This is a genomic window from Proteus penneri, from assembly GCF_003144535.1.
In the GTDB taxonomy this organism is placed as follows: domain Bacteria; phylum Pseudomonadota; class Gammaproteobacteria; order Enterobacterales; family Enterobacteriaceae; genus Proteus; species Proteus penneri.
Window position 1 is genome coordinate 1 of sequence record NZ_PHFJ01000012.1, and the last position, 20,195, is coordinate 20,195.

A 20,195-nucleotide genomic window follows, 5' to 3' on the forward strand; every position below is an offset into this window, starting at 1 on the left:
TTGGATGGTGGGAAAAACTTTAGACCCACAAATGGGGGGTTTGGTATTCATACTGATCATCCCGGTTACTACTCTTCTTTTTTCGATATTATTGTAACCGATGAGGGGTTTTATTTAGGTAATTCATCATCTTCGCGCTTAAAAAATGATAGCCTTGATGATCCATGGTGGCAAAAATTTTATTTTGATCCTACCGATTCTAATTATGTCCATGATGATATAGGTGACGAAGAAATACCTTCAAATAATTTAAAAACCCCCTCGGGGCAAACTCGTTTTGATTGCAGTGCCCCTTCTATTTACCCTATTTCACAGGCAGAAAAATGATGAATACTAACCCCATTGGTTAGCTCCTGATAAAAGATCATCATTAACTTAAAAATAAAACAGCATCATCTTAATAAGGACAACCCATGTTATTACATCGATTTAAATTTCCCTTACTGTTTATTTTGAGTGCCACCCTATTAACCGGCTGTTTATCATTAAAAGAAAAAGCAGCAATTAAAACGGAGCAAGATAGAGCCGAACAACAACGTTTAATTGACGAGGAAATTAAAAGTTATGGTCCTCCCACCGTCATTTACCGTATTGATGACCACCGCTTTTTTACCTTAGAAAAATATAATGAAAGGCGCAGTGGCTCGACTTATTACAACAATACTCAAAAAGGAATACATCAAGAATTAATTCGATCCTCGGCTTGTCGTTATCAAGGTCGCTTAATCTGGGCAACCAAACGCGACGATGCTTTTGCTTTTCCGGGGGTATTGAGTCGTGTAACCAGTCGTTGCGCAGGAACAAAAACAGGTTGCGTTAACGTTATTCTTGTCACCTTGGATGATGGGAAAAACTTTAGGCCCACAAATGGGGGGTTTGGTGGTAATACTGATCATCCCGGTTATTACTCTTCTTTTTTCGATATTATTGTAACCGATGAGGGTTTTTATTTAGGAAAATCAACAGCTTCTCGTTTAAAAAATGATAATCTTGATGATCCTTGGTGGCGAAAATTTTATTTTGATCCCACTGATTCAAATTATGTCCATAGCAGTCTCGGGGATAAAGAATCCCCCTCTTCTGCACTAAAAACTCCCTCGGGGCAAACTCGTTTTGATTGCAGTGCCCCTTCTATTTACCCTATTTCACAGGCAGAAAAGTTATGAGCAATAGTAAGCCAACCCGTTGGCTAAAACCCAAAGAATGCCTTGATGGTAGTCAAGAATGGCGTTCTATCACCCATGCTGCCAATATTGGAGCAGAAATCCATGCTAAACCCCACTTACCCGGAATTATCATTTTTGTTCACGGGGTGAACTCAGAAGGAGAGTGGTATGAAGATGCTGAACGCGAACTTTGTTCAGGGCTTAATGAACGGTTAAATTTAACTAATACAGATTATCAATTAAAACAAAATGAATATTATGAACCCAAATTTATTTTAGATGAAAAAAATTATGATAATAGTCATTATATTTATGAAGAGCCCATTCGAACATTAAAAAAGTTAGGTAATTCCCCGGTGATCCGTTTTTATTGGGGATACCGTGCAACGGATGAAGATTTAGGTCAATATTGTATTCCATTAAAAAATAAAGCAGGAGAAAGCTACCACCGCTTAGTCAGTGAAATACTTAACCCCGAATACAGTCATGAAGATAAAAGATATTGGACCCCCGAAGATATAAAAAAATACAATATCGTACAAGAATACAATTCTCTGCCTTATCGTAAAAGACGCCTCTTTATTAATGAAAAAATTAAACATAAAGGCCCTTTTTTCTGGGGTGGAGGGCCATTTCAAAATGGCTGCAATAATTTAGTCAGTTTATGGAGTAAGAGTGGCTTTAGCAATCTCGCGATGTTATGGACTGTGATCCCAACGCCAATCCCTTTTAATGTACAAACCTTTAACCCTGAATCAGACCGGTTATTAACAAAGTCTCCTCCTCGTCACTATTATGCTCATGCTGTAAAACGGCTAGCCAATTTAGTCAAGAAAATACGTGAATACAATTCCCATGATACCGTTACCATTATTTCACACAGCCAAGGCACGATGATAGCGTTAGCCGCAGCAGCAATTGAAGCTCCTGATAGCCTCTTTGTTTTAAATTCTCCCTATGCTACCGAAGATAAATTTTTAAATAGCTACTCTTATATTTACAGTGAAAATATTGATCAAGCACAGCGTGAAGCCACGCTAAAAGCAATCATTGATAAGATTGCAAAAAACAAAAATAGATTAAAGGGATCGCCTTGTGGATATTCAAGTCTAGTTGTCGGAGAAAGTGAAGATAAAAAAAGTTGGACTCCTGATGTAATTATATATAAAGGGAATAAGCTTGATATTAGAGATAACGAGAATAAAGAAAATAAAAAAAATATCGAAATAAATAAGGAAAAATTCACTAAAGGTGAATTTATTAAAGAAAGAGATAATCACGGGCGGTTCTATATTTATTGTAATCCACACGATCGCGTAATGGGTTCATCACCGTTAGAAAGTATTGGTTGGTGCCCGCTTCCTAATACTAAAGAAAGAGGACAAATACAGCATCATCCATTATTTGACCTTGAGCATCCACCCTATATCAGAATGCTGGCACGTAATACGCCTTGTGGTGGAAAACCTAACCCCAAAACCATATTTACTGATGCAAATAGACGATTCAGTGATGGTAATATTTTCTGGGACAGTAATACCAAAACATTAGAAGGCTTAGCGTGGCCTGAACCTTCAGCGAATATTTCACTAAATATTAATGCCCCAGAAGTACCTCACCCTATTACACCAGCCGAATTGGCAACCTTTGATGAAGATTTTACCGTAATAGAAAAAAAAGAGGATAAACCAACCCCTGAAATTAATATCAATGCTGATAATCAGAAACAAGAGATACCTTTAGGCCAAGGTTATGGGCAAATTCTTTATGATGATGGATTAGATATCTACACTCCCAAAGATGCCGAATATTACTTCTATAAAGATCTCTATACCTATCAACATCGTATTTGGGTTGAACTCACCCCAGAAGAGAAGAAAATACTCCAGAATAATCCACTATTAGATCCTCAAGAAAAAAATGCAACTACAAAATATGAAACCTTAGAAGAGATGAGAACACGTATTCGCGAATATAATCAACGCCCTACTGATCATGGTACATTACCAAGAAATTCACTGTTTCTTCGTCGTGTAGTCACTTATGATTTACCTATTGGTTATTGTGAAATAGGTAGAAGTCCAGAAAAAATGGATGAGTTAAGAAAATATGCGGATTGACTAAGTGGCTTAGATGGCTATATGGAGAAAGGTGTATTAGATATACCTGAAATGCCCGAAATAATAAAAAAGCCATAAAAGAAAAAATATTAATTATCTAAAAATCACTTTAAATAAATCAGCACAATTAAAAGGAATAAGCCATGTTATTGCATCGTATTAAGTTCTCATTACTGTTTATTTTTAGTGCCACACTATTAACCGGCTGTTTATCATTAAAAGAAAAAGCCGCGATTAAAGCAGAACAAGATAAGATTGAGCAACAACGTCAATTAGCCGAATTACGGAAAACCTTTAAACCGCCCGTGGTCATTTACCGTATTGACGACCACCGTTTTTTTACCCTTGAAGAATTTAATGAAAAACGAGAAGGCTATACTTTTTATAACAACACACAAACGCAAGCCCACTTTAAAGTGTATAACGGTTCGGCATGTAACTTTCGTGGCCGTTTAATTTGGGCTGCCACACAGGATGATTATATCGCTTTTCCTGCTACATCCAGTAATTGGCATGGTTGCGCAGGTCGGCGTGATGGTTGCCAAAGCTCGGTTTTACTCTATTCTAAAGGAAAATTAATGCCACTCATTACACCGCTTGGGAATAAGACGCTTAATCCTGTACATGAGACCACTTATTTTACTATTGTGGTAACGGATAGCTATTATTATATTGGGGGAAGTTTTAATTCTTCTACCCAAAATATTCCACTAGATATTTCATATTGGAAAAAAGAGCCCTATCCAACCCTTGAAGAGATAAAAAATCGAACATGGAAACCTCATACTCTAGAAGCTCCCCTCTCTGGAATAAGAACACCTTCAGGACAAACCCGATTTGATTGCAGTGATCCTTCCATTTCCCCGATGTCAAAGCTAGGTGACTATGGGCGAGATTATATAATTAAAAAATAATATTTATCATCATACCGAAATAAAATAACACCATGTAAATAAGGATTATTTATGTTAAATCTCATTTGCCTAGTATTATTATTTTTTCATGGATAAATTAAGAGAGGGAATATTATTCCATTAAAGAAGGCAATATTTAATTGATTAAACAAAATATTATAATTAACAATATCAAAAAATCTATTTAGAGAAAATAAAATGAAAAATATTATTCGACTCGGTGACCCCACATCACATGGAGGTAAAGTTATATCATCAAGTTCTACTCTTATTGTTGATGGGAAAAGTGCCACTCTTCTTTATGATACTGTTTCATGTCCTCTACACGGAGATAATCAAATTATTGAAAGTAGCTCACATTATAATGAGGATGGTAAAGGAATTGTATTTGATGGTTGTAAGACACAATGTGGTGCTATTATTTACTCAACTTCTAATGATATGGAAATATAAATGAAATATTGGACACCTCCTTATAATCCACCACATTGGGTAAATAAACCATTTCCATTATTAACTGTAAGTAGCACAATACTATTTATAAATTTAATTTATTTTTTTATATTGAAATTTATAATAAAAACAAATTTTAATAGTTATATCATAAGTCATGATGGTGTAATATTATCTTCAGTTATTTTTTTAATTTCTCTACTGTTATTATCTTCATACACTCTATTTTGGGAAATAAAGAAAACTCTTTATATTTACTGGTGTTTTTGGCAAGCCGATTTACTAACTAAATGGATAAAGTTAAAGCAAGATAAGTTATATTTAATCTATTCAAATATAATATCTAACAACTCATCAATCATTTCCAACTTCAATAACGAAAACACATTTGAAAAAACAAAATCAAACAATAAATTAATAGATTTAGAAAGAGAAAATATTGTTGGTGAGGAAAGAGTTTTTTATATAGTAAAACTTTTAACAAATAGTATCAAGGATATAAAAATTAGTAAAAATGAAAACCATTTAATTATAATAAATAGTTTATTTGAACAGAGTGACTTTATAAAAAACAAATTAGAATCATTTTTTGATAACTACCTAAATAATTATGAGATCATCTTTCAAAAAAAACCAGACTATAGCAAACAATTAAATTTAATTAGAAGCAAGAAAGTAACTACATTTATTTTCTCAATCAACAACTATTCATTATCTACTAATGAAGAAAATGAATTTGCAAGTTTAATTATACTATCTCATAACCAAGGAAAGGGATTTTTAAAATTATTTCAACCAATGCCATTTAATATGGATAATATAGATGAGAGCATCAAAACAATGACATTAATTCAACAACAAAGTAATAAGGATATAAAACAGGTCAATTTTATTGATATTGAAGAAGTAAATTCAAGCAATATCTTAATAAAGTTAAGAAACGAAAAAAGCTATCAATTATCCTTAGAAAGCTATCCACAAGGTTATTTTTTTAATGAATATATAGACAATTACAAAGAATTATCCATATATCATTTAGTAGCACTAATTTCCCTATCAAAATTCAGAAAAAATAGCCAGCTTTTATTTTATAAACTAGATGGCATCTACTACTGCCAAACAATAGGAACTAAAAAATCATATATTAAAAATCATTATGCAAACATACCAAAATCATCATTCCCAATAGGTACAGTTCTTGTGGGTTTTTTCACTTTTATTTCCATTGTTATTAAAAATAACATTGAAAATGTAGAGTTTGATAATGAAAGAATAATCATTATTTCAACTTCGTTTCTTTTTACTATTATAATAATTAGTGTGATTAAAAAAATTTACATTAATTTTTACTGGAAATTTTATTTTTTAAAAACGCTCAATAAAAAATGGAATTTATAATGAAATCAAAAATAACTCGATATATTTCAATATTTATCATTCTTTCAATAATTATATTAACTACAATTGTATTTTTATTTGTCATATTTAATAAAGTATCGATAACTGCAACACAATCTTACTTATTAGTTTTTTCAATTACACTCTCTTTAATTGTCCTTTTTTTTCTTTCTCGTTATTTAAAACCCAAGATTACTATAGATATTGACGATGAAAATAATGATAAAGAAAATATAACCAACAAAAAAAACAACACCTTAAATATAAAAGAAAATGGTTCTTTTATTTACAAAACTAAATTATCAATCCAACTCCTTATTGGCACCTCCTCTTCTATTGAAAAACTCGCTCCTAATCTAACGACTGAACGCTGGCAAGAAAACAACGGTACGTTGCTTATCTATGGTGGCGATATCCATCAACCTATTGATGAAAATTTAATTCAAGATTTAAAACAACTGCGTCGCCGCCGTCCGCTTGATGCGGTTATTTGGGTCTCTGAGAATAGTCTATCGCAACAACCATTGGGCCATTCTTTATTTAATCACTTAAACCCAGCCAATACAGACATCGCAAGCCGTTATTTCCACCAGCTCTTTCGTCAATTACGCTGGCAGGCGCCTATTTGGCTATGGAACGTCAGTAATAACGGTGAAATAACCGCAGATGAAACACCTACAGTACTTTATTCTGTGCCATTAAAAACCACTTCTGAAGAGCTGTCTACTGACTTAAAAAAATGCTTACCTGCACTTATTGAGCAAGGCACACAAGCCGTATTACATAATCAAACACACACTTATTTATTAGCTTTAGCCCGTTTTTTACAGCATGAAGGATGTGAAGAACTCGCCAATAATTTAGCGCCACTTTTATCGGGTTATCGCTCATTACCCTTTGCGGGCATGCTCTTTAGTACACCTGTTCGTGAGAATCTATCTTCATCTTCCACGACATCGTTAAATAACCAATGGACAGAGAATACACACTGGAAAGCGCTACTCTCTGCAAATAAACAACTTCCACCACAATTAAAAGCTTCACCGTTAGGTTTAAATTCAAAACGTATTTTGCAATATACCGTCGCAACGGCCATGACGTTGTGGGGCATTGGTATGGTGGTCTCTTACTTTATGAATCGCCAATTAATTACTCAAAGCCAGCAACAAGCGCAGTTGGCAACAGACAATCACCAGTCTGAACTTGCGCGTTTACAAGCCCAATATGGATTGCAACAAACATTAGGGTTATTGAGTTATCGCGAACAGACTGCGGTGCCATTTTGGTTACGCTTTGGCTTAAGTAGTAACAATCAATTGCTCCATCATTTATGGCCGGTTTATAGCCAGTCCATGTTGCCATTATTACGTGACTCGACCCAACAGCGCCTCGAAGCTTATCTTCAAAGCTTTGTGCAGCTTCCACCCGAAAGTGCTGAACGCATAGAAGGCGCGCAATCTGCTTATCAAATATTGAAAGCTTATTTAATGATGAGTGAGCCGTCTCGTATCGAACCCACTTTTTTTACTGAAAATGTACTCAATATTTGGCATCAAAATGAAGATCTAAAAGACGGTGAATGGCAAACATTAGGCACTGAGCTATTAACCTTCTATGCCTCTCAATTGCCGTATCATAATGAATGGACTATCAAACCTAATCGTACTTTAGTCGCCGGAAGTCGCACTATTCTTATACGACAAATTGGTCAACGTAATGGTGAATCTGCGCTTTACCAAAAAATCTTACAGCAAGCCCAACATAACTTTGCGGATATGACGCTAGATGATATGACGGGGGATACCGATGTCAGTTTCTTACTCAGCACCACTGAAACGATACCCGGTATTTTTACGCGTAAAGCCTGGGAAGAGTCGATTGAACCTGCGATTAAAAAAGCCGTTCATGAAAGACGAGAAGAAATAGATTGGGTATTGAGTGACACACAAAAAGAGGCCGATATTGATATCTCACCTGAAAAACTGCAACAAAATCTCACCGAGCGCTATTTTAATGATTTTTCGGGCAGTTGGTTAAGCTTTCTCAATGGGTTACAGTGGCGAGAAACACAGAGTTTATCTGATACAATTGATCAACTCACACTTATGAGCGATATCAGACAGTCCCCCATTATTGCACTGATGAATACGCTTTCTTATCAAGGTAAAACCGGTCGCCAGCAAGAAAAGCTCGCTGACTCTTTTGTGAATTCCGCCAAAGATTTATTAAACAAAGAGCAACAACCAGTAATTAGCCAAAAAGCAGCGTTCACAGGCCCTCTAGAGCCTGTTTTTGCACCGATACTGGCTTTTACTGATCCGCAATCTGCAGTACAAAATAGTGATGCATTAAGCTTACAAGCTTATCTTACACGTGTAACGCGAGTACGTTTAAAACTCCAACAAGTAGTTAATGCACCTGATCCCCAAGCGATGTCTCAAGCCTTAGCCCGCAGTGTTTTCGAAGGAAAAACGGTCGATTTATCCGAAACACAAGATTACGGAAGCTTAATCGCCGCAAGCTTTGGTCAAGAGTGGAATGGCTTTGGGCAAACACTACTGGTACAACCGATATCTCAAGCATGGCAACAGCTATTAGCGCCGACTGCGCAAGGTATCAATACCCAATGGCGAAATGCGGTTGTGAATGACTGGAATAGCGCCTTTGGTGGACGTTATCCACTCAAAAATACGCAAAGTGAAATCTCACTGCCTCTTATGGCGCAATATTTACGCCCTGATAATGGGCGTATTCAACGTTTTCTTGAGACTCACCTTAGCGGTGTTTTACATAAAGAAGGGACGCACTGGGTACCCGATACCACCAATGCCCAAGGCTTAACGTTTAATCCCGAGTTCTTAAAAGCCTTAGATAAACTAAGCTACTTAGGGGATGTGGTTTTTGCGAATGGTGAAGCGCGTCTTTACTTTGAATTACGCCCTGGGACATCTCCAAACATCATGCAAACCCATCTTATGATAGATAAACAGTCTCTTATCTATGATAACCAACAACCGCAATGGCAGCGCTTTGTTTGGCCAGCAGATACCGTTGCCTCTGGTGCATCGCTCAGTTGGATCACAACGAATACAGGCACACGTATTTATGGCGATTATCGTGGCGTCTGGGGCATTATCCGTTTATTGGAAGATGCCAATATCACCCCTTATGCCGGTAACACCAGCAGTTATTCTGTCAGTTGGAAAACCTTAAATGGACAGTCACTTAACTACACCTTAAGAACAGAAATGGGTGAGGGTCCAATTGCACTCTTACAACTCCGTAATTTTGTGTTACCAGAAAAAATTTTTTTGGATTAAATAAAAATCACATTCCCTAATATCTCAAAAGGAAATACGCTCACTATGTCCTTATTGGATACCTTAATCTCATCATGCTTTGCTGATGATACAAACAAAGCGCAACAACTTGCTCAACAACAAATCAGTTTATGGGATCGTTGGCTATTACCCATTACGCCTAATCAACCTGTTGGTGATGATCCCAGCTATGAAGATGACTTTGAGCGAATGAAAGAAGAAGTTAATAAACTCTCTGGTGCCGATACGGAGCTCATTTGTTTACTTGCTGAAAAGTTGCTACTTAATACCTGCAAAGATATGCGAGTTGTAACTTATTATATTTGGGCACGCTTGCACAAAGAAGGTGAACACGGACTTGCCGATTCTTTGGGGCTTTTGGCTGGATTACTTATTCGCTATCACGACACATTATTACCGAGCCGAGCCACTAGTCGGAAATCTGCTTTAGAGTGGTTATCTGGGCAACGTGTTTTAGATAGCTTATCGCTTTATCCCGAGGTCGATCATAATGAATTTTCTCGTATTATCGCCTTATTAGCCAACATTGAAACAGAGCTTGGAACATGGAATGAAACTGAAAAGCCACAATTTTCAGGATTATATCAAGCACTCGAAAAACGCCTAGCTCAATCAGGCGGGACAAATTCATTAGTCCCACAAAACATTAGTCGGACTGATCCAACTTACAACAGTTCCACTTCTCCTTCAATTTCACAGAGCACACCAATAGAGACCATACAGTCGGGTCGTGAATTATTAGAACAATCCAAAATGCTCGCTAATTATCTACGTAATCAATCTCATGGTTGGTTAGCAGGACATAGATTAATGAAAGTGGTGAGATGGGATACGATCCATCAACTTCCACCACAAGATCAGCAAGGTCGTACTCGCCTTTCACCACCAAGAACCGATGCAAGAGCACAACTTAAACGCCTCTATTTACAACAAAGCTGGGGGGAACTGGCGGAGCAAGCGGATAAGCTTTTTGCAGAAGGTGTTAACCATTTTTGGTTAGATGTGCAATGGTATCTCTATCAAGCACTTAGTAAATCCCCTGCGCCTTGGAATGCATGGTCTGATATTATAAAAAACGATTTAAAACAATTCCTTACCCGTCTTCCTGATTTAGAGAAACTCTCATGGGAAGATGGCACGCCATTTGCCGATGAAGTCACATTAAGTTGGATAAAACAACAGATTATGGAAGAAAACTTTGATGTCATGCAAGGGTTATCAACCAATGTTCCTAATCAATCTGAAGATCAATCAATACTGGCATTAGAAACCGAAGCTATCTTACAAGCTGATAATGAAGGTATAGACGTTGCATTAAAATGGCTACAACATCGCCCTGACATCAGCACTTCAAGACAAAAATGGTTATTAAATCTCATAATGGCACGAATAGCAGAACAATTCGCTCGCCACGATCTGGCATTAAATTTATTGCGCGAACTCGATAAAAAAGCACTTTCTATGTCGTTAACACAATGGGAACCCAACTATATTTTTGAAGTGAAGGCACGACAACTTCATCTTTTCCGAGCCAAAATTCAACGTAACACCTCAGATAAATCCCGCATAGAACAACAGATGGAACTATTACTCAGTGAATTAACCGCTATCGATCCCGTTCGCTCTGCAATTTTATATTCCTAATCTTTTACTCGAAAAATCAAGGTATCAAATTAATGGATGATTTAACCCTTCGCTATTTTGATGCAGAAATGCGCTATCTTAGAGAAGCCGCCAAAGAGTTCGCGCAAGCACATCCCGATAGAGCGGCAATGCTCGATTTGGATAAAGCCGGCACCCCCGATCCTTTTGTTGAGCGTTTATTTGAAGGTTTTGCTTTCTCAATGGGGCAATTAAGACAAAAAATTGATGATGATTTACCTGAGTTAACAGAAGGTCTTGTCAGTTTATTATGGCCTCATTATTTACAAATAATTCCATCATTATCCATTGTTGAATTAGCCCCTGACATTCAAAAAATGAAAATGACGGATAAAATACCTGCTCAATTTGAGGTTCTTTCCCGCCCTATCGGTCCTAAAAAAACGATTTGTCACTATCGAACAACACAAGATTTAACGCTTAATCCAATAAAAATTGCTGCTGTAAATTTAACTACCGAGCCAGATGGGCGTTCAGCTATTCGGTTAAAATTTAAATGCAGTGAAATGATTAATTGGCCTGAAGTGAGCCTTCATGAACTCTCGTTTTATTTATCTGGCGATATTCCAACAACTAATGCACTGCATTTAGCATTAACTAAACAAGTTGCCAAAACTTATCTAAAGCTCCCTCAGTCAAAAGATAGAATAGCAATCCCTCTCTATTTTTCACCAGGAGGATTTAAGAATACAGACACTCTTTGGCCTAAAGGAGACACCACATTTAGTGGCTATCAATTATTACTCGAATATTTTTCTTTCCGTGAAAAGTTTATGTTTGTTTCACTTAATGGATTAGATGATATCCATTTTCCTGAAGAAACATCTGAATTTGAATTAGATATTGTTCTCAATACATTGTGGGATAACTCTCTTACATTAAATGAGGAAAATATACGTTTACATTGCATCCCCGTTATCAACCTTTTTAATATAGAAGCCGATCCACTGACTGTTAATAGATTGGAAAGTGAATATTTATTACGACCTCGTCGTGTTCAAGATGGGCATACTGAAATCTATAGTGTTGATAGCGTATATGGTTCTCAGCGTACAAATGAAGCGGTTTATGTCCCCTTTACTAGCTTTCGTCATCGTGGTGGTATGTTACGGCATAATGCACCTGAACGTTATTATCACACCCGAGTGAAGCGTGGTGTTACAGGTCTTCATGATACTTGGCTTATACTAGGAGGGGAACAACAAGAGATTGATTTAACAACTCAAACAGAAACCCTGTCATTACAACTTACTGGCACGAATGGGCAATTACCTCGCAAAGCACTACAAAGTACCTTACTTGATAGAACAGAACAAACCTTACAGATCCCATTAACGGTATGTAATTTGTGCAAGCCAACACTTCCTCTTTATCCTCCTTCAGAAGATCGCTTCCACTGGCGAGTACTAAGCCATTTAGGCTCTAGCTTTCTTAACATGATGGATAATGCTGAAGTATTACAAGGCACTCTCGCACTTTATGATTGGCGAGATGATGATATGAACCATAGAAAACTCGATGCCATTATTCATGTAGAACATCATTTAATTGAACGCTTTGAGAAAGGTTTTTTACAGCGAGGTATTGATATCGAAGTCACGATTGATAGCAATGGTTTTAATGGTGAAGGTGATATTCATTTATTTGGAGAAATGCTTAATCGCTTTTTTGCACTTTATGCTGATGTTCATCTTTTTAATCAATTAACGCTGATTATTTTGCCAACAGGAAAACGAATTCAATGGAAAGAAAGCCACAATCCACAGCTACCTCGCTAATTCAGGCTTTAGGTGAAAAATTACCTTATGTGAATTTCTACCGCTTTTGCCAATTACTTGAAAAATCCAACCCCGAATTACCTGAATTAGGGAGTTCTCATGATCCGAAAACTGATCCTATTCGTTTTCGCCCACATCGTGGCATGGGTTTTCCTGCCACAGAGATCAAAGGAACTGACCCCCTAGACAAATATCGAAAAAGCACAATACCAAGCTTACATACTACTTTTTTGGGACTTTATGGTATTACATCACCACTGCCAACAGCTTACCTTGACGATATTGCACAATACCGCGATGGTACAGATTCACTCACTGACTTTTTAGATATTTTTAACCACCGTCTTACTACCCAATTTTATCGTATCTGGCGCAAATATTCTTATCCTGCGACTTTTGGAGAAGGTGGATCAGATAAAACATCGCAATATCTTTATGGCTTAATTGGTTTAGGCATTCCAGGTTGTGCTAATCATGTGCAATCACCTTTATCTCGCTTTTTGGCACTATTAGGGATCTTACGTTTACCAACACGTACAGCCGAAGGTATTAGTGCATTAGTAAAATTATTAGCACCATCAACAAAAGTCAGTATTGTACCTCACGATCCCCGAAGAATTGCACTCGACACTCTCACAATCATGTCGTGCACACAACCTGCAACATTAGAAAATAAACCTGTTTTAGGTCGTTATGCTATTGATGTAAATAGCCAAGTATTAATAAAGCTACACACCGAAAACAAGGAAGAAGCAAAAGGTTGGTTACCAGATGGCAACATTTATCAGGATTTTATGGCATTACTTCGTGTTTATTTGGGATCAAGAGTTAATGCGCGACTACGTTTAACATTACCCAGACATTTATTACCTGATGCAACATTAAGTACCTCTAAAAATCAAGGGGTACAATTAGGTAGAACCGCTGTTATGCGGCCTTACAGCCAGATTGAAAAAACTCGCCCTGCATCTTTTATCACCATTGGACTTGGTTTTTATCAATATCTAACCCACCGCACTCAACATTATAAAAGTGATGAATATGGCAATTATCAATTTTAAATCGCAAACATTTCTTTCTTCTACTCGCAGATTAGCACTGCTATTTATCGTAACGTTTGCAATCGCAGGCTGTGGTTTAACACAAACCATCAGTGATGGTACTGTCTCTTTAACAAAATCTATTTTTTATAAACAGATCAAAATATTGCATTTGGACTTTACCGCAAGAGAAGCACTTAATACTGATGATAATGGTTCATCACTTTCTGTCATTGTTCGAGTATTTCAACTAAAGTCAGCAGATACTTTTAATAATAGCGATTATCTTTCACTGTTTAATCAAAATGACGACGTTTTAAAATCCTCTTTATTAGCACAAAAAGATTTACGTATTCGCCCTGGTGAATCTATTTCTCTCGATATGCCAATGGAAAAAGAAACTGAATTTGTCGCTATTGCTACAATGTTTCATACACCTAATGAAGCTAAAAACAACTGGCGAATTGTTATTCCTAAAAACGAACTCGATCCTGATAAAGCACGTAAAATTGAACTTTCTGAAAATACACTAATATTACAACCTTTGGATAAAAAATAACGATGTCACAACCTTCTCTCTATGAAATGCTAACGGGTTATTTTTCAGGAGGATTACCTGTTGATTCTATATCAGAAGAAGATCAGGTTATTCTTTCTATTATGGATAATATTCGTCGAATATTAAATTCACGAGCAGGAACATTAAAACATCTACCTGATTATGGGTTACCTGATATGAGTAAAATAATTCAAGGACTACCTGGAAGTTCACATAAAGTAATGTCTATATTATCAACAACATTACTAAAATATGAACCGAGAATAAAGTCAGTTACACTAGGTATATTACCTGAAAATGAATTTGGAAAATTATGTTATTCTTTAGATATTGAATTACATGAAAGAGGACTTATTCGTTATGGTACTGAGTTCTCACCTGATGGAAGAATATTTCTTCATCATTTAAAAAAACAATCTTATTTGTCATAATGTTATTTCTTACCCTTATTCTTAATTTTTTTTTTTAGATTTGTTTTTATCTTATTAAGATCATCATTTACCTTGAGGAAAATATGAATTCTTACTTAGATTCACTTTCAATTGGAAGTGATCCTCGCGTATTTAATCAATTTATTGCTATTAAAGAAGAGCTTGATAAACGTTTTCATCCAGCTCGCCCAGATATTAATTGGCAATATGTCCATGAATTGTGTATCTCTTTATTTAATCAAAATGGTGTCGATCTTCAAACTGCATCTTGGTTTGTTGTATGTCGCCAGAATCAAACTGGGCTTGATGGTTTAAATGAAGGACTTTACCTTATTCATAAAATATTTATCCAACATTGGCAAACATTATGGCCTGTACAAACACATACGCGTATCAATATTCTTTCTTCCTTAAGTCAACAGCTAGTCTCTGGTATTCGTGGAACGGCTTTTGTTTATTCTGACTTGCCTATCCTTTATCAAATTGAAGAATTATTAAAAAGTATCAATAATCATCTTCAAATATTAGAAATTAAACATCTTGTTCAATTTGATTATCTAGAGAACTTAATTATTGCTCAAGCAAGACAATTAGAAAATGCAGACACATTAGATAGTAATTTTAATTCTCCCGAATTATCTTCTATTGTCAATAAAGAAGATGAGATTTCACCTCAAATTATCGATACTGATTTATCTGCATCCCTTAATGAAAAAGAAAGTATTACGTCACCAAAAACCTATATATCCTCATCCATTTCATTACAGTCTCCCATAAAAAAGACATCTCGGCAGGAGCTATGGCGGGGTATTTTAATTGGCACGCTAGCCAGTAGTTTATTATTTTTTATCTTATTTTATTTTTGGTTATCTGAATTAAAAAATAACAATCTAACAGATGCTTTTCCCTATATTCCAACCATTAACGCCGACGCTGGCTCTCTTATTAAACAACAAACAGTAAATGGTACAAATATAACAAAGACACTCAATTCAGAACAAATTGGTGTGATCAAAAAACGTTTAGATGAACTCACATTACTTTCGCCTACATGGACACAGAGTTATGGGCTCGAAGTCATCAGCTATTTAAACGATCAGTATGAAGATAATCCAGAGCTTTTAGCATTTACACAGTTTTGGAAAAACAATCTAAAAATCAATGCCACCACGGATGAACAACTCAATCAATGGTCTAAAGGTATGAGTGAACTTAATAGATTAAGCCAAAGATTAGATAGCTTTGATGGTAATCCTAAAAATTACATCACAGGCTCTGAATTAAAATCTATCATTTTCAAAGCCCGCCAACATTTCAATCAAGCTAAACCTTTAGAAGAAGAGTTACGCTTACTTGAGAAACAACCAACACAAAATTCAATTTCAGACTATGAATACCAACAAATAGATAATCATTTTAAACAACTATTGAATCGATATTCATTATTACGTTATGAATAATTAAACAATATACTTGATAAGGAATTTAGTACTTATTAGTACTATTAATTTATTAAATAGCTGTATTATATGTTTACTTTATAGGAGAACTACCTTTGTTAGCCTCATGGATTTAATTAAAATAATCTTAGACTACAAAGAAAAAGTCATTCCAAAATAGTTAATTTTAAATTAAATATACCTTACTTATATTCTGTTTCAATTAGCAATACTAATAAATATTAATTTTTAATAAACTAATTATAATAAAAATTATTAATTATTTATATTTCAAAGTGTTAAAATGAATATAAAAAAGTCATCCTATAATAAGATGGCTGTTTTGCTATTGGTTATTGAGTTTTGAGAAATATAATTTTAATTAACACAACTAAAAATGATCAATATACTTATCAAAACTCAATATCAACAAGTAATATACCAATGTTTTTTAAATAATTTTTTTCTTTCTAAATATAACTATTTCACTCGGTTGAGTTATCGAGTGCTTATCCTCAAATACCATGAAGTCTGTTTTCTTAGCTTCTAAGATAAGACTTTGAGGCGTAACACCAAGTATATAAGAAATGGTAATCAGCTGATCTACTGTTATTTTTATATGCCCATCCTCTAATTGGGAATAATGTAGCATGGTTATTCCCAACCTCTCAGACATTTCATTTTCTGTTATTTTCAATTGTCTTCTTAACATTTTTATTCTATTCCCAACTCTGGTGTTAATCATCCCTTCATTCCCCTTTTTTCATTACATCATTAGATGATTACATTGATAAAATGCCAAATTATAGTTAATAAACTATCAAACCATAAACTGAAAATACTTGACCATTAGCTAGTGAATAATCGTAACATTACTTATTTTTACTAATTTTGTTAATAAGGTTATTCCGATATTTTAAATTTAAAATAATTTACATTTCTATATATTATTTTAATATTCATCATATTTAGAGTAACACCATGGTATTAAATATTGACTTTATAATTAATAAACATTAATGAATTAGTTAATTTTTAGTTCTAATTTTATAGAAAAAGAGAAAGTTAATTTAAATAAAAATATAATTATTAAAAAGTGATAACGATAAAAATAATCTTAATTGGTTTTATTTAAAACAAAAAAATGTAATAAAATATTTTATTGTATATAACGTTAAATAACCTTAAATCATTTTTAATTAACAGTTTTATTACATTATCAAAAAGCTAAAAAACTATTAAATGTTAATATAATCTATCTAATTATTTGATTTAAGTAAAACTGCTTAAAACTGTTAATAAATAACTTTTGATAGTCACTGCCTATCAATAATCACACTTTGATCGTTTATATCGATCTCCTGTTTTTTTTACGTTATTATTTAAAAAAATAGGAGATATTGATATGAGCGAACTTAATACTATTGTTGGCCAACGAATAAAGCAGAAAAGAAAGCAACTAAAACTAACAGGAATTGAAATGGGACGACGCCTCGGTATTAGCCAGCAACATTACTCACGCTTAGAAAATGGGCATATAAAAATAACAGTAGATCAGCTGATTACCATTTCTTATATACTTGGTATATCACCACAAAGTTTATTACTTACCTCTGAAACAATGTCACCAATACTTAATGCATGGACAGAAAAAACATTATACTCGAGTGATGTCATTGTATTGAGAAATAAGAAAAGACGTCATCTTAAATAAGAAAATATAAAAATTTATAGTTTTATATTTAACTTAACTTTATAGAAAGAGAATATACACAACACATTGAAATTATTAAATTTATTCTTCTTTTAACAAGATAAATAAAATTATAACCTTAAGCGTAAGATTGTTTTTTATACTAATATTCCTATTAAAATAAGAATACGTTATTATAAAATCAATCGTTTGATTACTTAATTTATTTACAACACAAAAAACACAAATCATTAACAATGGTTTTTATTAATCTACTAATTCTTATTTACACCTATAAACACCAATATAAAAATACCATAGTATTTTTTATTAATTAATATTTAATATATGTAACATTAAAAAATTTATATATTATTTAATTTAAATTTGTAATGAATAAACCACTATTTTTTCTAGCTCTGATATAGTGGTAATTGGATAAAAATATTATTAATAATAATTTGGATTATTTATAGAAATATAAATGAAAGAATTTAATAGCGAAATGCTTATTTGATAGAAACAAGATAATAGTTTATAGCTTGATAAAATGCGCTCACTTAACAGAACATGTACGTAAAATTAATGACATTCTTAGTGATAACGACACAAATCCGTCCCACTTAAGAAAAGTAGAGAATTTCAGATGAATGTAACCTATTGATTTTAAATGGTACGCCCTACAGGATTCGAACCTGTGACCTACGGCTTAGAAGGGCGTTATATACTGATTTCATTGCGTTTTATATAATTTCATGAGATTTCATCTTTTTGATTTACAAGGATTTATATACCTTGCATGATTTCAGCTAGTTTCATATCATTTCTTCGTTACTTGACCCGTTACTTGACCCGCAAACAACCCGTAAATGGAAATTAGTTATGGCTAGCGTATTACTGACTGATAGTAAAATACGAGGACTGAAACCAAAGAAATCTGCGTATTATACTTGGCAAGCATCAGCGACTAGAGGCACTGGACGCCTTGGTGTAAAAACATATCCATCTGGAAGAAAAGTTTTCGTCTACCGCTACTTCAAAGATGGAAAAGAGAAATTTATATCGCTTGGTGATTACCCTAATTTATCACTAGCAGATGCTGCAGTAAAATCCGTAGCAGCAGCTACCGAATCATCATCCCCAGAGAGAATTAAATATGAACACGCCACAGTAAAACAGCTTTTTGATGATTACATTGAAGATCAAAAACGACAAGGCAAGCGTTCATATGATAAAACTCAAAACAGACTAAATCAGGTTCTAGATAGTAAGCATATTGATGCCTCTATGCCTGCAAAAGATGTGACTCCAGATCATATAAAAAGAATACTTTCTGAGTTTATCTCCCGAGGTGCTTTGGCAGGTTCGAACAAAGTAAGAGCAAATCTACATGCGGTATTCAACTTCGGTTTGTTTGCCGATAATGATCCAGCAAAAATAAACGAGCGCGTTATTTATGGATTGGAACGAAATCCTGTCACTGTGGTTCCTAGACAAAAAGGTGCAGATAAAGCGTTAGATAGATTTTTATCATGGGATGAGTTGAAGCTATTATTAGAGCTATTCAATAAGCCCACCATCGAATGCCCTATTAACTCAGATTATGCGCGTCTATTTCTATTTTGCGTTTATTCCGCAGGACAAAGGCCATGGGAAATTCTGGCCAATACTCGCGACAATTGGGATAAAAAGAACAATACATTAACGGTTCCACCTCATATTTCAAAAACAGGCGATTATCATGTCATTCCACTGGTACAGCCTGCTATTGATATTCTTAATATCCAAGAACTATTGTATCCAACATCAAATTATCTTTTCCCTGCTGATACTAAAGAAAGACACTTGCTAACGTCTGAATACGCTAAACAATTAAATAAATTTTGTAAGAAAAATGAGTTTGAGAAATTTACACCTAGAGATGTGAGAAGAACATTCAAAACATTGGCTGGAGAAATGGGAATAAGTTCTGAGTTAAGGGATATGGTGCAAAACCACAAAAGACCAGGAGTTTCTCAAAAGCATTATGATAGATATGATTATTTAAGAGAAAAACGAGAAACGCTTGATACATGGTGTGAAAAACTATCGTCTCTAAAAGAAGCATAGTATTTATATATCATTTAAATTCCTTATTGTCGGATAGATGTAACCCACAATAAGGAATGCTAAAAATGAGAATGGCTCTATATGCCTGTCAT

General features: G+C 34.5%; 16 protein-coding genes and 1 tRNA gene. 15 read left to right on the plus strand and 2 right to left on the minus strand.

What is annotated here, in order from left to right:
- The 13 genes from CUB63_RS13805 to CUB63_RS13865 all read left to right on the plus strand — a co-directional run.
- Window positions 1-327: hypothetical protein (locus CUB63_RS13805; RefSeq protein ID WP_157955985.1), on the plus strand; the 327-nt coding region annotated here is incomplete at its 5' end.
- Between the two features lie 86 nt (window positions 328-413).
- Entirely contained in the window at window positions 414-1,166 is a 753-nt protein-coding gene (locus tag CUB63_RS13810; RefSeq protein WP_109848286.1) for a T6SS immunity protein Tli3 family protein, read from the plus strand.
- Window positions 1,163-3,286: a T6SS effector phospholipase Tle3 domain-containing protein gene (locus tag CUB63_RS13815; RefSeq protein ID WP_109848287.1), complete on the plus strand. Its 2,124-nt coding sequence runs from the start codon at window positions 1,163-1,165 to the stop codon at window positions 3,284-3,286. The genes CUB63_RS13810 and CUB63_RS13815 overlap by 4 nt, the downstream gene beginning before the upstream one ends.
- Before the next feature lie 143 nt (window positions 3,287-3,429).
- Window positions 3,430-4,200: a T6SS immunity protein Tli3 family protein gene (locus CUB63_RS13820; RefSeq protein ID WP_109848288.1), complete on the plus strand. Its 771-nt coding sequence runs from the start codon at window positions 3,430-3,432 to the stop codon at window positions 4,198-4,200.
- Between the two features lie 198 nt (window positions 4,201-4,398).
- On the plus strand, window positions 4,399-4,653 hold the full coding sequence (locus CUB63_RS13825; RefSeq protein WP_072063441.1) for a PAAR domain-containing protein: 255 nt from the start codon (window positions 4,399-4,401) through the stop codon (window positions 4,651-4,653).
- Window positions 4,654-6,051, plus strand: a complete 1,398-nt coding sequence (locus CUB63_RS13830; protein WP_109848289.1) for a hypothetical protein — start codon at window positions 4,654-4,656, stop codon at window positions 6,049-6,051. It abuts the gene before it with no gap.
- Window positions 6,051-9,371: an ImcF-related family protein gene (locus tag CUB63_RS13835; RefSeq protein WP_109848290.1), complete on the plus strand. Its 3,321-nt coding sequence runs from the start codon at window positions 6,051-6,053 to the stop codon at window positions 9,369-9,371. The genes CUB63_RS13830 and CUB63_RS13835 overlap by 1 nt, the downstream gene beginning before the upstream one ends.
- Before the next feature lie 45 nt (window positions 9,372-9,416).
- The gene (gene tssA / locus CUB63_RS13840; RefSeq protein WP_109848291.1) at window positions 9,417-11,036 is read left to right on the plus strand and encodes a type VI secretion system protein TssA; all 1,620 of its coding nucleotides are present in this window, start codon (window positions 9,417-9,419) and stop codon (window positions 11,034-11,036) included.
- 32 nt (window positions 11,037-11,068) lie between these two features.
- Window positions 11,069-12,832: a type VI secretion system baseplate subunit TssF gene (gene tssF, locus CUB63_RS13845; RefSeq protein WP_109848292.1), complete on the plus strand. Its 1,764-nt coding sequence runs from the start codon at window positions 11,069-11,071 to the stop codon at window positions 12,830-12,832.
- The gene (tssG, locus tag CUB63_RS13850) at window positions 12,796-13,893 is read left to right on the plus strand and encodes a type VI secretion system baseplate subunit TssG (protein WP_109848293.1); all 1,098 of its coding nucleotides are present in this window, start codon (window positions 12,796-12,798) and stop codon (window positions 13,891-13,893) included. Before tssF ends, tssG begins: the two co-directional genes overlap by 37 nt.
- A complete protein-coding gene (gene tssJ / locus CUB63_RS13855) occupies window positions 13,868-14,431 on the plus strand; it encodes a type VI secretion system lipoprotein TssJ (RefSeq protein WP_109400158.1) in 564 nt (187 codons plus the stop codon). Before tssG ends, tssJ begins: the two co-directional genes overlap by 26 nt.
- Window positions 14,432-14,433: 2 nt before the next feature.
- A complete protein-coding gene (gene tssE, locus CUB63_RS13860) occupies window positions 14,434-14,862 on the plus strand; it encodes a type VI secretion system baseplate subunit TssE (protein ID WP_109848294.1) in 429 nt (142 codons plus the stop codon).
- 83 nt (window positions 14,863-14,945) lie between these two features.
- Window positions 14,946-16,322: a VasL domain-containing protein gene (locus tag CUB63_RS13865; RefSeq protein WP_109848295.1), complete on the plus strand. Its 1,377-nt coding sequence runs from the start codon at window positions 14,946-14,948 to the stop codon at window positions 16,320-16,322.
- 430 nt (window positions 16,323-16,752) lie between these two features.
- On the opposite strand, the gene CUB63_RS13870 is transcribed toward CUB63_RS13865, so the two are convergent.
- Window positions 16,753-17,046 carry a helix-turn-helix domain-containing protein gene (locus CUB63_RS13870; protein WP_109400161.1) on the minus strand — a complete coding sequence of 98 codons (294 nt, stop codon included), beginning with the start codon at window positions 17,044-17,046 and terminating at the stop codon, window positions 16,753-16,755.
- A gap of 660 nt (window positions 17,047-17,706) precedes the next feature.
- On the opposite strand from CUB63_RS13870, the gene CUB63_RS13875 reads away from it, so the two are divergent.
- Window positions 17,707-18,015 (plus strand): helix-turn-helix domain-containing protein, encoded by a 309-nt coding sequence (locus CUB63_RS13875; RefSeq protein WP_006533899.1) that lies wholly within the window; start codon window positions 17,707-17,709, stop codon window positions 18,013-18,015.
- 650 nt (window positions 18,016-18,665) lie between these two features.
- On the opposite strand, the gene CUB63_RS13885 is transcribed toward CUB63_RS13875, so the two are convergent.
- Window positions 18,666-18,736 (minus strand) — tRNA-Arg (locus CUB63_RS13885).
- Window positions 18,737-18,876: 140 nt separating this feature from the next.
- Here CUB63_RS13885 and CUB63_RS13890 point away from each other — a divergent pair.
- Window positions 18,877-20,103 (plus strand): tyrosine-type recombinase/integrase, encoded by a 1,227-nt coding sequence (locus CUB63_RS13890; protein WP_109409634.1) that lies wholly within the window; start codon window positions 18,877-18,879, stop codon window positions 20,101-20,103.
- Window positions 20,104-20,195: the final 92 nt, after the last annotated feature.